We start from the raw sequence: 13809 nt of genomic DNA on the forward strand, positions 1-13809 counted from the left end.
CGTGACGCAAGCGGCGTCAGGATTTCAGGTAGGCCTCCAGAAACTCCGGAAATGGCTGACTGTCCGCAGCTTCCTGCTCTTTCTGCTCGACCAGGGACTGCGCACTCATGGCACGGAAGTCCGCCAGCACCTCCGGTGCCAGTGGCTCCGAATTCAGGGTTTGCTGGTGTTCACGGGATATCGCCTGCACCCAGTCGCGATGGCCCAGGCCTGACTGCCCCATGGCCTCAAGCACTCGAGCGGAAGGCACCGCCCAATCATTGCCCTCGAGTTTCGACCGTTGAGCCGCCAGCGCCGACCTGTAGGTATCGCTATGATTCCAGCCATCCAGCAGCTCTGCCAGGGGCTGCAAGCGCTCCAGCCATTCAACGGCGGCCTCGCCCACAGGCACACGCTGTCCACCCCGGCACAGACTGAGTGAATGCAGGCGACCGCTGGCGACGACGTCCTTGTAATTGTCATCAAGCCGTTCGCACTCATCGTCTTCAATACGGGGAGAATCGGTGAGCAGGCAATCCAGCAGGAACAGGTCGAGGAAATCGATCTGCTCGCGGTTCACGCCCACCGGCGAGAACGGATCCAGGTCCAGACAACGCACCTCAATGTATTCCACACCCCGGGCATCCAGAGCCTGGATCGGCTTTTCACCCCGCTCGGTGGTGCGCTTGGGACGTACCGCGCTGTAGTACTCGTTCTCAATCTGAAGCACATTGGTATTGATCTGGACAAACTCGCCATTGCGCCGGGTGCCAATGGCTTCATACGCTGGCCAGTTGGTGTGGATGGCGCGATCCAGTGTCCGGGTATAAGTGCTCAGCTCATTGAAGCAGATATTCAGCGAGGCCTGGGCATTGTTGTGGTAACCCAGATCCCCCATGCGCAAAGACGTGGCGTGCTGGCCAAACCAGGTGCGATCATCGAACCGTGCCAGGTCGTGCCGGACGCCGGCCACAAAACTGGCATCCAGTGCCGGCGAGGCGCCAAACAGCAGCATCAGCAACCAGCTGCGGCGGCGGAAATTCCGGATCAGCCAGAAGTACTGGTCTGATTTGAAATCCCTGAGGCTATCCTTGTTGCCCACCAGTTCCTGCCATTTGCGCCAGAAACTGTCCGGCAGGGAAAGATTGTAATGGGCGCCGGCAATACTCTGCATAATCCGGCCATAACGCACCGCCAGACCCTGACGATACACATGCTTGAGCCGGCCAGTGTTGGAGCTGCCGTACTCGGCAATGGGAATGCTGGCATCGCCGTCAATCTCGCAGGGCATGCTCGCGGCCCAGAACACTTCGTTATCCAGGTTCTGCTGGACGAACCGATGTATATCCCGCAACGAGGCCAGCATAGCTTCAGTATTGTCGAAGACCGGCGTGATCAGTTCCAGCAGGGCTTCCGAGTAGTCGGTCGTGATACGGGGGTGGGTCAGTGCGGAGCCCAGGGCTTCCGGATGTGGTGTCTGGGCAATGAAGCCATTGGCATCGACGCGCAGGCCTTCCTTTTCGACCCCTTTGAGGAAACCGTCCCAGTCACTGGCGGCAAACTGTTGGAACAGGGAGTGGCGGGATTGTGCCATGTTGAGCTCCTGTTGCAGCCGTTACGCCCTTGTGAGACGTAACGGCTGTGAATCAGTGGAAGGGGTTAACGGCCGTTCTTACGGGCAGAGGCCATAGCCTGGGCCAGAGCGCCAGCCATGGCACCTTGAGGTGCGCCCTGGCCGGCCTGAGGTTTGCGCCCTGCACTGCGGCCAGAGTTCCGGTCTGCGCCCCGGGCTGGCTTGTTGTCCGCCCCCGGCTGGTCATCCATACGCATGGACAGGCCAATCCGCTTACGGGGAATGTCCACTTCCATCACTTTGACCTTGACGATGTCACCGGCCTTGACCACTTCTCTCGGATCTTTCACGAAAGTATGGGACAAGGCCGAGATGTGCACCAGGCCATCCTGGTGAACGCCGATATCCACAAAGGCACCGAAGTTGGTGACGTTGGTTACCGAGCCCTCCAGCACCATACCGGGTTTGAGGTCGTTGAGGGTTTCCACCCCTTCCTCGAAATGGGCAAAGCGGAATTCCGGTCGCGGGTCCCGGCCCGGTTTTTCCAGCTCGGAGATAATGTCCTTGATGGTGGGCAGGCCGAACTGCTCGGTTACGTAGTCCTGTGGGTTAAGACTGCGCAGGAACGCGGAATCGCCAAGGATATCCTCCACCCTCTTGCCATTTCGCTCAGCAATGGCCTCAACCACACCGTAGGCTTCCGGATGCACGGATGACCGGTCCAGAGGGTTTTCGCCCCCGGCGATACGCAGGAAGCCCGCAGCCTGTTCAAAGGTGCGATCACCCAGTCGAGACACCTTCAGCAGCTGTTTGCGACTGGTGAACTTGCCGTTCTGGTTCCGGAAATCCACGATGTTCTGGGCAATGCTCGGATTCAGGCCAGACACCCGCGTAAGCAGTGGCACCGAGGCGGTGTTCAGATCCACGCCCACGCCGTTTACACAGTCCTCAACGACCGCATCCAGGCTACGGGACAGCTGCACCTGGGACACATCGTGCTGGTACTGCCCCACGCCGATAGACTTGGGCTCGATTTTCACCAGCTCGGCCAGTGGATCCTGCAAACGACGGGCAATGGACACCGCACCACGGATGGTGACATCCAGATCCGGCAGTTCCCGGGAGGCAAATTCCGAGGCGGAATAGATCGACGCCCCGGACTCATTCACCACAATACGGGCCAGCTTCAATTCGGGGTAACGTTTGCAGAGGTCGCCCACCAGTTTCTCGGTTTCCCGGGAGGCGGTGCCGTTACCGATGGCCACCAGTTCGATTTTGTATTTCTGACACCAGGCTGCCATCTGGGCAATGGACTGATCCCATTTATTCTGGGGCGCATGGGGGAAAATGGCGCCGTGATCCACCACCTGGCCGGTACCGTCGATTACCGCCACCTTGACCCCGGTACGCAGGCCGGGATCGAGCCCCAGCGTTGGCCGCGGACCGGCCGGAGCGAGCAGGAGCAGATCTTTCAGGTTGGCAGCAAAAACGTTGATGGCTTCGGTTTCAGCCGCTTCACGCACCTGGGCGATCAGATCGGTTTCAATCTGTGTCGACAACTTCACGCGCCAGGTCCAGCGCACCACATCCGACAACCATTTGTCGGCGGCCCGGCCGTTATCCCGAATGCGCCAGTGGGCGGCGATTCGCTGCTCGGCGGGATGGGGTTGACGGCGATCCTCCTCAGCATCGCCCATAACAATCGAATAGGCCAGAATGCCCTCATTGCGGCCCCGAAGAATGGCCAGCGCCCGGTGCGACGGAACCTTTCTCAGCGGTTCAACGTGGTCGAAGTAATCCCGGAACTTGGCGCCTTCATTTTCCTTGCCTTCTACCACAGTGACTTTCAGCTGGCCTTCCTGCCAGACGAAATCCCGCAGGGCGCCAAGCAATTCAGCATCTTCGGCAAAACGCTCCATCAGAATGTAGCGGGCACCGTCCAGAGCGGCTTTGATATCCTCAACGCCGGCTTCCGGGTTGAGGTAACCGGCAGCGACGGTTTCCGGATCCTGGGTGGGATCGTCGTAGAGGGTATCGGCCAGCGGCTCCAGACCTGCTTCCCGAGCAATCTGCGCCTTGGTGCGGCGCTTGGGCTTGTAGGGCAGGTAAAGATCTTCCAGGCGGTTCTTGGTGTCGGCAGCTTCGATGGAGGCCCGCAGCTCGTCGGTCAGCTTGCCCTGCTCCTCAATGCTGTTGAGGATGGTGCCCCGGCGGTCTTCCAGCTCACGCAGGTAGCGCAACCGCTCTTCCAGAGTCCGCAGCTGGCTGTCGTCCAGAGAACCCGTTACTTCTTTTCGGTAGCGTGCAATAAAGGGAACGGTAGCGCCTTCATCAAGAAGGGTAACGGTGGCATTAACCTGCTGTTCACGTACGCCGAGCTCTTCGGCAATGCGCCGGGAAATACTGTTCATGCTGCCTCGATCTGGTATCGCATTCGGAATTAATGCGCAAAGGTACAGCGGCTTACTTCTGCAGGCAAGCGGACTGGTTCTGGCGGTTCATGAATTGCACCAGATCGTTCCAGGGCATCGGGCGGGCGTAATAGTAGCCCTGGATTTCGTCACAGTGTTGCTGGCGCAGGAATTCCAGCTGGCCATCGGTTTCCACCCCTTCGGCCACCACGCTGATCTGCAGGCTGTGAGCCAGACTGATAATGGCCCGGATAATATGCTCGGCATCGGCAGACTGGCCCAGTTCCTGGACAAAGGACTTGTCGATCTTCACCAGCGAGATTGGCAGGTGCTGCAGATTGCTCAGGGAGGAAAAGCCGGTACCGAAATCGTCCAGTGCAAAACTGATGCCCAACTGATTGAGCTCCCGCAGGCAGCGCTGGGCGTATTCCGGGTCGTGCATCATGGCACTTTCGGTCAGCTCCAGTTCCAGCAGGCTGGTATCGACGTTGGCATTGAAAATGATACGGAAGATGGTTTCGGTCATCTTGCGATCGTGGAACTGCCGGAACGACAGGTTGACCGCAAACACCAGTCCGGGAAAGCCCAGCTCGGTGGACTCCTGCAAGCGCTTGCAGGCCTGCTCGATAACCCAGTAGCCGATGGGCACAATCAGACCACTGCGCTCGGCCACCGGGATAAACTCATCGGGGCCCACCAGGCCGCGCTCCGGGTGATTCCAGCGCAACAGACACTCGACCCCGCGCACCTCCTCGGTCGCTAGGTCAATCCGTGGCTGATAATACAGCTCCAGTTCCTTGCCCCGCAGGGCATTGCGAAGGTCGGCTTCGAGCCGGAGCTGATAGCCTGCGGAAATGTGCAGCTGCCGGTCGTAAAACCGGTAACTGGTACCCGGATCGCGTTTGGCTTCGAACATCGCACGGTTAGCCCGCCGGAGCAGTTCTTCCGGGCTGTCACCGGCCTCCGGATAGGTGGCCACGCCCAGGCTGGCGCTGACCACCACATTCTGGCCATCCACCATCACCGGCTCATCCAGCGCCGAGACCACCTTGCGAATGATCTGGGTGATATCCAGCGAGTCTTCCACTTTCTCGACGATGATGGCCAGTTCGTCACCACCGATGCGCATCAACGAGTCCACCCGTCGCAACGTCTGCCGGAGCCGCTCCGCCAGCCGAAGCATGAGCTGATCACTCTTCTGGTAACCAAAGGATTCGTTGATATTACGGAAATCATCGATATTCAGGTGCAACAGAGCCAGGCGATGATTCGCCCGCTCAGCCCTCAGCACCGCCTGCTGCAACCGATCGAAGAACAGGTCCCGGTTGATGAAGCCGGTGGCCACTTCACGGCCAAGCTGGCCATTTGCCGACTGCGTGAGCTGGGAGCGGTACCACAGGCATTTAATGGAGCGCCGGAAATTCCAGGGATCTAACTCACGGCGGCTCAGATAGTCCGATGCACCATTTTCAACCAGGTACCGGGCTTTTTCTCCGCAGGATTCGGCGCTCATGGCCAGAATGGGTATGTCCTCACTGGATACCGACAGATATTGCAGAAACGACGCTTCCGAGCCGCCATGGAACACGCAGTCCCACACGATCACATCGAAGCTGGCGTTGGAAATAAGATCATCACAGTCCACCAGATCCGGGCACCAGGTGGCGTCACTGCAGATTTCGGAATCATCCGCGAGCATGGCGCTGAACCAGAGATAGTCGGCGTATTCCGGTGTCAGCACCAGAAGGCGCAAACAATCAGGCCTGGTGTCGGTGGGCAGTGTCATCTGGCGAGATCCATATATCGGTACAGAACAGCGTAGTCCATTACATAAAGAATAGCTGATAGATCGGCAAGGTACAGCATGCCGGCCTGGTGTAGAATAGCCAGACGCTAAAAACCCATGCCCCGTTCCCCTTTGGCACCAACACTGTGAACAAGCTCAATCCCAGACAACATGAAGCGGTACGCTACGCCGACGGCCCCCTGCTGGTGCTGGCCGGTGCCGGCAGCGGCAAAACCAGCGTGATTACCCGCAAGATTGCCTATCTGATTGAGGAACTGGGCATCCCGGGGCGACACATTGCCGCCGTCACCTTTACCAACAAAGCCGCCCGGGAGATGAAAGAGCGTGTGGGCCGCATTGTCGACCGGGGCAAAACCCGGGGCCTGATCGTATCAACATTTCACAATCTTGGCCTGAACATGATCCGGGAGGAGCACACCCACCTGGGCTACCACCCAGGCTTCTCCATTTTCGACGCCGAAGATGCCAAGGCGCTGCTGCAGGATCTGATGATGCGCGAAGCCAGCGCCGAGGCCGGCGACGAGCTGAACGATGTGCAGATGACCATCTCGTCCTGGAAAAACGCCATGCGCAGCCCTGCGGAGGCCTACAGCAAAGCGGCAGACGAGCGTGAGCAGCGCATTGCCATCGTTTACAAGCACTACAACGAATACCTGAAAGCCTACAACGCGGTGGATTTCGACGACCTGATTCTGCTGCCGGTGCAGCTGTTCCGGGACAACCCGGAAGTGCTTGCCAAGTGGCGCCGGAAAATCCGCTACATGCTGGTGGATGAGTACCAGGACACCAACGTGTGCCAGTACGAGCTCGTAAAACAGCTGGTGGCCGAGCGGGCGGCGTTTACCGTGGTGGGCGATGACGACCAGTCCATCTACGCCTGGCGCGGCGCCCGGCCGGAGAACCTGGCCCAGTTGAAAGATGACTTCCCGAGCCTGAAGATCGTCAAACTGGAGCAGAACTACCGCTCCACCAGCCGGATCCTGCGCTGCGCCAACACGGTGATCGCCAACAACCCCCACGTGTTCGAGAAGGCGCTGTGGAGTGACCACACCATTGGCGAGGAAATCCGCATCATCCGCTGCCGCAACGAAGATGCCGAAACCGAGCGGGTGGCCACCGAGATCCTCGATCAGAAGCTGAAAAACGGCCTCGACTTCAGGGATTTCGCAGTCCTTTACCGGGGCAACCATCAGGCACGGCTGCTGGAAATGAAACTGCAGGCCTACCAGATTCCCTACCGCATCTCCGGCGGCCAGTCGTTTTTCTCCAAGAACGAGATCAAGGATGCGATGTCGTACCTGCGGCTGATGATCAACCCGGACGACGATGCGGCCTTCCTGCGGGTGGTGAACGTGCCGCGCCGGGAGATTGGCCCGCGCACCCTGGAACAGTTAAGTCACTATGCCCGGTCACGCAATGTCAGCCTGTTCAAGGCCCTGGGGGATATGGGGGCGGAAACCCACGTCACCGAGAAGGGGCTGGACCGACTAAGACGGTTCGCCCACTGGGTCGACAAAACCTGCGAGCGCCTGTTCTCGGAAGACCCGATCCCGGTCATCAAACAGTTGTTCACTGACATCGAGTACGAAGAGTGGCTGCACCAGCATTCCGGTAGCCCGAAACAGGCCGAACGCCGGATGGAGAACATCTGGTACCTGGTGGAGTCGATCCAGCGCATGCTGGACGACGGCAAGGGCACGGCCGATGAAATCGGCATTGAGGACGCCATCGCCAAGCTGGTACTGCGGGACATGATGGAGCAGCGGGAAGAGGAAGACGACAGCGACAAGGTTCAGTTGCTGACCCTGCACGCTTCCAAGGGGCTGGAGTTTCCCCATGTGTTCATTATGGGCCTGGAGGAGGAGATTCTGCCGCACCGCAGCAGCATCGAGGAAGGCAACATTGAGGAAGAGCGCCGCCTGATGTACGTGGGCATTACCCGGGCCAGGGAAACCCTGGCGCTGACTTACGCGGCCTCCCGAAAACAGTACGGGGAAAAACTGGAGACCATTCCCAGCCGCTTTCTGGATGAGTTGCCGGAAGAGGATGTGAAATGGGAGGGACTGGGCGACCAGGACAAAGAAGCGAACCAGAAAAAGGGCAAGGCGACTCTCAGCGCCCTGATTGGCGATCTGGGCCTGTAGAAACAACAAACCCCGCTCGGGGCGGGGTTTGTCCGGTCGTTACAGATTGCTTACTTGCTCTGCTCAACCATATGCTCAACGGCAGCGGTGATTTCCTCATCCGGGCAGTTGGCACAGCCACCTTTGGCCGGCATGGCGTTGAAGCCATTGATGGCGTGATCAATCAGGGTATCGATACCTTTCTCAATGCGCGGAGCCCAGGCAGCGGTATCACCGATCTTGGGAGCGCCGGCTGCGCCGGTGGTATGACACGCCATGCACACGGCGTCGTAGACTTCACTGCCAGAACGCGGGCCGGAGCTGGCTGTCTCAGCAGGTGCAGCAGCCTCGCCACACTCTTCACCCTGCAGACACACTTCGCCCACCGGCTTGATGCGCTCGCGGATTTCGTCTTCAACACTTGCCACTGCGGCGCCGGCGGCCAGGCCAAAACCAAGCAGAACAACAGCCAGGACTCTCTTCATCTTCACAATGCACCTCGCATTTGAGCGTTATAATCTTTCGGTCGCCGCATTATAGCGATTGAGCCTCCGCAAAAAAACCAGAGAGCAAAATCAGAATTTGATTTCAACCATTTTAATGACAGTTTCGTAGGTTGTAGCTCCTTTGCCATGGATTCCGGTTACCATAGCGTTCATTCACTCAAACCCAGAGTCGCCGCATGAACCAACAGCAACAGACGACCCCGGACAAGCGCCGAAAAACCTTACTGATCCTGGAGTTTTCCAGCCTGGCGGTACTGCTGATCTCGATGGCCTGGTTCAGCAACCAGTCAAGCGATGGCACCCCGCTTTCTGCCGGCTGGCTGCTGATTCCGGCGTTTGCCAGCCTGGGCGTTTTTCTGAGTTTTATCGGGTTGATGTATCTACGCTGGGTCGCCTCGGCGAACGACCAGCGCCGCCCCCGCCATCGCGCGATCTTCGCCCTGCTGACCCTCACCCTGCTTGGGGTCTGGATTTACGGCATTGCCAACACCTGGATAAGCCTGAGTACCGCCCAATAAGGAGCCCCCATGACCCCCAGCCTCAAGCTGCTACCCCTGATTCTGTTGGGCACGGCCAATCTGGTTGTTGCCCAGGATCGGCCAGAGGAACCCGATGTTAACTGCGCGCTGATCAAGGAAGGTGTGCAACGGCTGGCCTGCTATGACGCCAAGTACAACCCTCAGGCCGAGCGTGACCAGGCCAGCGAGGAACAGCTGGAAGAAGCCGAGGCGGATGCAGAGGAACTGGTGGCCGACAAGAAAACCCGGGAGAAGATCGTGGGTAATGCCCTGGAAGACGATCCTGATGACGGGGTGATGGCCGCGCTGGTGGACAACTATCTTTCTGCCGAGCGGGCGATCTTCTCGTTTACCGGCAGTTTCGTGACTCATCAGCCCAATTACATTCTGCCGATCACCTGGGTGGACGACCCCAATGCCTTGCCCGCAAGCCCGCGACTGGGAGCTATCGATTATGACTACAACCTGGAAAACGAGGAAGCCAAGTACCAGATCAGCTTCAAGGTTCCGTTGCTGACGGGCATTTTCGACGACCGCACAACCTTCTGGTTTGGCTACACCCAGAAATCCTTCTGGCAGGTCTACAACCAGGATGAATCGGCGCCTTTCCGGGAGACCAACTATGAGCCGGAGCTGTTTTTCAGGCACGCCCTGAACTGGGATCTCGGTCCCGGTACGCTCAGTGCGGTGTCGGTGGGCTTTAATCACCAGTCAAACGGACAGCCTGACCCCCGGTCCCGGAGCTGGAACCGGATTATGGGTTCCGTTGCCTATAGTGTGGATCGCTGGCTGTTTATGGTTCAGCCCTGGTATCGCTTGCCGGAAAACAGCAGCAGCGACGACAACGAAGACATAGAGAGCTATCTGGGCCACGCCAGTTATCACGCGGTTTACAAGCTGACGGAAGATCGGACGTTTTCTTTGAAGCTGCTGAATAATCTGAGGTCGGATAACCGGACGTCGGTGGAGTTCGGGTACAGCTTTCCCATGGGGGATACGCTGAAGGGATTCTTCCAGTATTACAACGGGTATGGGGAGAGCCTGATTGACTATAACGAGCGGATTGAGCGGGTCGGGTTTGGCATTATGCTGAATGACTGGCTCTAGGCGCTGGTGCAAGACCAGGATGGCCCCACAAACTTCAGGGGCCTTCTAACACTGCCAGCCTTTTAAACGTTCAGCCTTTTCATTTCTTCCAGCAGTTCTTCAGTTTTCGCTTCCATCAACGCTTTATCTCCACGGGCCTCAACATTCAGGCGAACCACCGGTTCGGTGTTGGACATGCGCAGGTTGAAGCGCCAGTTGTCGAATTCCACGCTCAGGCCGTCTACATGGCTGACGGATTTCGCGCCCACGCCGTACCTGGCTTCGATGGCGGCGATAACTTTCGGGGGGTCGCTGATGGTGCGGTTGATTTCACCGCTGGCCGGGTAGGCTTCGATGCGGGCGTCGATCAGGGATGACAGGGTCTGGCCGCTCTGGCACAGGCGTTCGGCCACGAGCAGCCAGGGAATCATGCCGCTGTCGCAGTAGGCGAAGTCGCGGAAGTAGTGGTGGGCGCTCATTTCGCCACCATAAACGGCGTCTTCGTCGCGCATTCTCTGTTTGATGAAGGCGTGGCCAGTCTTGCTTTCGATGGCTTCGCCGCCAGCAGCTTCAACCAGATCCAGAGTGTTCCAGGTCAGGCGGGGATCGTGAATGACTTTGCCGCCACCGGTCTTGCGCAGGAACTGGTCCGCCAGCAGGCCGACGATGTAGTAGCCTTCGATGAAGCGGCCGGTTTCGTCGAAGAAGAAGCAGCGGTCGTAGTCGCCGTCCCAGGCAATGCCCATGGCGGCGCCATTCTGGAGTACGGCATCGGCAGTCGCGGAGCGGTTTTCCGGCAGGATCGGGTTGGGCACACCATTCGGGAAGTGACCATCGGCTTCGTGATGAACCTTGATGAAGTCGAACGGCAGATGCTGTTCCAGTTCGTCGATCACCAGGCCAGCACCACCGTTGCCGGCATTACAGACGATGGTCATGGGTTTCAGTGAGCCAGCATCAATATAGCCCAGCAGATGGTCGACGTACGCGCTCATTACTTCCAGGGTTTCGTATTTGCCCTGCTCTGCGGCGTCAAAGAACGGTTCCAGCACCCGGTCCCGGATGTCGTTCAGGCCGTTGTCCGAACTGATCGGCCGGGATTCCGGGCCCACCATTTTCATGCCGTTGTGGTCTTTGGGGTTGTGGCTGGCGGTGACCATGATGCCGCCGTCCATCTGGTAGTGACTGGTGGCAAAGTACACCTGTTCGGTGCCGCACAGGCCAATATCAAACACATCGGCGCCGGCCGCCATCAGGCCGGAGCTCAACGCGTCGGCGATTTCGGGGCTGGACAGCCGGATGTCGTAACCGACGATGACTTTTTTGGCGCCGGTGATTTCAACGTAGGCACGGCCGATTTTCTCAGCCAGGATTGGGTTTAGCTGGTCAGGTACTCGGCCACGCAGGTCGTAGGCTTTGAAGCAGGACAGGTCCATTTCAGTCTCCGGAGTGGTTTATTAACCGCGTTGGGCCAGCATATCTGGCCAATCTGGGCGACCATTCTACCTGTTTCGACAGACAATCGGGGAAGCACCCGGAAAAAGGCAGGGGGAACAGAGTGGAGAGAAAGCGCCACCGGCCCGCAGAGTGAGCCGGTGTCCGGAACGCCGGGGAGTTTACTCAGCAGCTGCCGACTGCAGCTGGATATAGTTCTGGATGCCCATCTGGGAAATCATTTCGAGCTGGGTTTCGAGCCAGTCGATGTGCTCTTCCTCGCTGTCGAGGATGCTCCGGAACAGTTCACGGCTGGCAAAGTCCTGAACCTGCTCGCAGTAGATGATGGCTTCTTTCAGGTCTGTGTGCGCGGTGTGCTCAAGCTTGAGATCGCACTCGATCATTTCCTGAACATTCTCGCCAATCAGCAATTTGTTCAGATCCTGCAGATTTGGCAGGCCCTCAAGGAAGAGAATTCGCTCGATCAGCTGATCGGCGTGTTTCATTTCATCGATGGATTCTTCGTATTCTTTCGCCGCGAGCTTGGTGATACCCCAGTCTTTGTACATTCTCGAATGCAGGAAGTACTGGTTGATGGCCGTCAGCTCGTTGGCGAGGACCTTGTTCAGATGCTGGATGACTTTTTTGTCGCCTTTCATAACCGGATTCCTTGTGTCGCGAAAGCGTTAATTCACAAGGATAGTCGGTTTAACGGCAATAAAAAATCACGGATGGGAAAGAGGTGCAATTGCAATATGTGGACAGGCCCGCCCGCTCAGGCGGGTTGCGCCAGCATATTGGCGAGCGCCATATAATCCGGTGACCGGGACTCTTTCAGAATTTCCCGGGCAGTGCAGGCGCAACGACCGCACTGGCGACCGACGCCAAGTTCCTTGCCGAGCTGGCGCATGGAACTGACACCGCTTTCAGCGGCTTCGCGGATTTCTCTGTCTGTTACCCCGTAACACAGGCAAACGTACATAGGGCGCTCTCACTAACAGCAATAAAGTTAGTGATAATTATTGTTATTAACAAACAGGATTGCAACCCTTTTGCAGTCAGTTTTTGTAGTAAAAAGTGACTATTCGCATTCTCGCGTTAAGTTCCGGGCCCCGGCCGCTGTGACCACCACATTATCTTCAATCCGGATTCCACCACAGCTCTTCAGTTCATCAATCAGCGCCCGGTTCAGATACTGGGCTTCAGGCCCGTTCAGCAAAGGCTCCAGCAGCGATGGAATAAAATAGAGCCCCGGCTCGATGGTGACCACCATGCCGGCTTCCAGGGTGCGGGTCAGGCGCAGGAACGGCGCATCTTCCGGGGACGGCGTCGGTTTGCCGGCGACATCGTGCACCTGAATGCCCAGAAAATGCCCTATGCCATGGGGAAAGAACGCCCGGGTAATGCCCTGCTCCACCATGGCTTCATCCGCTAAACCGGACACCAGCCCCGAAGCTGATAGCAGGGTCGCAATGCCCAGGTGAGCCTTGCGGTGAATGTCCACGTAGTCCACGCCGGGCGACACCATCTCGCATAGCCGCAGCTGCAGTTTCTCCAGCCCGTGAACCAGCGCGGTGAATCTCGGCTCATCCGGCCCGGCGGTGGTGCGGGTTATATCTGAACAGTAGCCACGGTAGCGCACCCCGGCATCAATCAGCAGACTGCGGGGCCGGCGGGGAGGCTTCAGGTCGTAGTACTGGTAGTGCAGTGTGCCGGCATGTTCGTTCAATCCGATGATGCTGTGATAAGGCGCCTCCACTTCCCGCTGGCCGGTGGCCTGCTGGTAGGCGAGATTGATACCGAATTCGCTGTCGCCGGCCAGAAACGCCTCTCTGGCCGCCCTGTGACCAGCCAGGGCGATCCGGTTAGCGTGTGCCAGGCATTCAATTTCGTAAGGAGTTTTGCGCACGCGGGCTTCTTCCACGGCTGCCACCAGTGCCGCCGGGTTATGATCTCCCGGCACGCCATCCAGCACCAGCGGATCACCGATTACCACCAGCCGCCCCGGGCTATCGAGCTCCGGGGCGCCAGATTGCTGCCGGCTGCGCACGTCTACAACCTCTAGCCAGGGTTCTTCAGCCATCACCGGGTTGGCGTGCCAGAAGTCCACCGGCTGGTATAGCCAGAGCACCGGTTTCTGGCCGGGCCGAACCAACAGCCAGCTGTGCTCCTGGCCAGCCAGCCCGGTCCAGTGCAAAAACGGGCCGAAGCCCTGAAATACATAGGCCTGATCATCCCGATACCGGTAGGGCGCCGCGCCCGAGGCAATCAGCAGGCTGTCATAACCGTGATCAGCCATGGCCCGTTCGTACCGGTTCTGCAGCTCACGGATGTGGGCAGGCTGCAGGTCGAGGATGTCTTGATTTGGCATA

General features: G+C 58.4%; 11 protein-coding genes. 3 read left to right on the top strand and 8 right to left on the bottom strand.

From position 1 onward, the window contains the following. Positions 1-16: 16 nt before the first annotated feature. The 3 genes from gshA to ACSSVV_RS12265 form a co-directional block, all read right to left on the bottom strand. Positions 17-1573 carry a glutamate--cysteine ligase gene (gshA, locus tag ACSSVV_RS12255; protein ID WP_011784010.1) on the bottom strand — a complete coding sequence of 519 codons (1557 nt, stop codon included), beginning with the start codon at positions 1571-1573 and terminating at the stop codon, positions 17-19. A 65-nt stretch (positions 1574-1638) separates the two neighbouring features. Continuing rightward, on the bottom strand, positions 1639-3963 hold the full coding sequence (locus ACSSVV_RS12260; protein WP_011784009.1) for a Tex family protein: 2325 nt from the start codon (positions 3961-3963) through the stop codon (positions 1639-1641). A 52-nt stretch (positions 3964-4015) separates the two neighbouring features. Continuing rightward, a complete protein-coding gene (locus ACSSVV_RS12265; RefSeq protein ID WP_023011772.1) occupies positions 4016-5749 on the bottom strand; it encodes a GGDEF/EAL domain-containing response regulator in 1734 nt (577 codons plus the stop codon). A gap of 146 nt (positions 5750-5895) precedes the next feature. On the opposite strand from ACSSVV_RS12265, the gene rep reads away from it, so the two are divergent. Then, a complete protein-coding gene (rep, locus tag ACSSVV_RS12270) occupies positions 5896-7914 on the top strand; it encodes a DNA helicase Rep (RefSeq protein ID WP_011784007.1) in 2019 nt (672 codons plus the stop codon). A gap of 50 nt (positions 7915-7964) precedes the next feature. Here rep and ACSSVV_RS12275 read toward each other — a convergent pair whose 3' ends face one another. Then, complete coding sequence (locus ACSSVV_RS12275) at positions 7965-8378, bottom strand: c-type cytochrome (protein ID WP_011784006.1); 414 nt, start codon at positions 8376-8378, stop codon at positions 7965-7967. A gap of 197 nt (positions 8379-8575) precedes the next feature. On the opposite strand from ACSSVV_RS12275, the gene ACSSVV_RS12280 reads away from it, so the two are divergent. Both ACSSVV_RS12280 and ACSSVV_RS12285 read left to right on the top strand, forming a co-directional pair. Then, positions 8576-8917 (top strand): hypothetical protein, encoded by a 342-nt coding sequence (locus ACSSVV_RS12280; RefSeq protein ID WP_011784005.1) that lies wholly within the window; start codon positions 8576-8578, stop codon positions 8915-8917. A 9-nt stretch (positions 8918-8926) separates the two neighbouring features. Beyond that, on the top strand, positions 8927-10024 hold the full coding sequence (locus ACSSVV_RS12285; protein ID WP_011784004.1) for a phospholipase A: 1098 nt from the start codon (positions 8927-8929) through the stop codon (positions 10022-10024). A 62-nt stretch (positions 10025-10086) separates the two neighbouring features. Here the strand turns inward: ACSSVV_RS12285 and ACSSVV_RS12290 are convergent, their stop codons facing one another. From ACSSVV_RS12290 to pepQ, 4 genes are all read right to left on the bottom strand, one after another. Next, positions 10087-11439: a phosphohexomutase domain-containing protein gene (locus tag ACSSVV_RS12290; protein WP_011784003.1), complete on the bottom strand. Its 1353-nt coding sequence runs from the start codon at positions 11437-11439 to the stop codon at positions 10087-10089. Positions 11440-11619: 180 nt separating this feature from the next. Further along, complete coding sequence (bfr, locus tag ACSSVV_RS12295) at positions 11620-12096, bottom strand: bacterioferritin (protein WP_011784002.1); 477 nt, start codon at positions 12094-12096, stop codon at positions 11620-11622. Between the two features lie 116 nt (positions 12097-12212). Beyond that, a complete protein-coding gene (locus ACSSVV_RS12300; protein WP_011784001.1) occupies positions 12213-12419 on the bottom strand; it encodes a bacterioferritin-associated ferredoxin in 207 nt (68 codons plus the stop codon). A 99-nt stretch (positions 12420-12518) separates the two neighbouring features. Next, on the bottom strand, positions 12519-13808 hold the full coding sequence (gene pepQ / locus ACSSVV_RS12305; protein WP_011784000.1) for a Xaa-Pro dipeptidase: 1290 nt from the start codon (positions 13806-13808) through the stop codon (positions 12519-12521). Position 13809: the final 1 nt, after the last annotated feature.

This window comes from Marinobacter sp. MBR-105 (assembly GCF_053628895.1).

Excerpts from the sequence above, each read along its gene's own strand:
- gshA (WP_011784010.1), bottom strand. The coding sequence starts at position 1,573 with ATGGCACAATCCCGCCACTCCCTGTTCCAACAGTTTGCCGCCAGTGAC.
- ACSSVV_RS12260 (WP_011784009.1), bottom strand. The coding sequence starts at position 3,963 with ATGAACAGTATTTCCCGGCGCATTGCCGAAGAGCTCGGCGTACGTGAA.
- ACSSVV_RS12265 (WP_023011772.1), bottom strand. The coding sequence starts at position 5,749 with ATGACACTGCCCACCGACACCAGGCCTGATTGTTTGCGCCTTCTGGTG.
- ACSSVV_RS12275 (WP_011784006.1), bottom strand. The coding sequence starts at position 8,378 with ATGAAGAGAGTCCTGGCTGTTGTTCTGCTTGGTTTTGGCCTGGCCGCC.
- ACSSVV_RS12280 (WP_011784005.1), top strand. The coding sequence starts at position 8,576 with ATGAACCAACAGCAACAGACGACCCCGGACAAGCGCCGAAAAACCTTA.
- ACSSVV_RS12285 (WP_011784004.1), top strand. The coding sequence starts at position 8,927 with ATGACCCCCAGCCTCAAGCTGCTACCCCTGATTCTGTTGGGCACGGCC.
- ACSSVV_RS12290 (WP_011784003.1), bottom strand. The coding sequence starts at position 11,439 with ATGGACCTGTCCTGCTTCAAAGCCTACGACCTGCGTGGCCGAGTACCT.
- bfr (WP_011784002.1), bottom strand. The coding sequence starts at position 12,096 with ATGAAAGGCGACAAAAAAGTCATCCAGCATCTGAACAAGGTCCTCGCC.
- ACSSVV_RS12300 (WP_011784001.1), bottom strand. The coding sequence starts at position 12,419 with ATGTACGTTTGCCTGTGTTACGGGGTAACAGACAGAGAAATCCGCGAA.
- pepQ (WP_011784000.1), bottom strand. The coding sequence starts at position 13,808 with ATGCCAAATCAAGACATCCTCGACCTGCAGCCTGCCCACATCCGTGAG.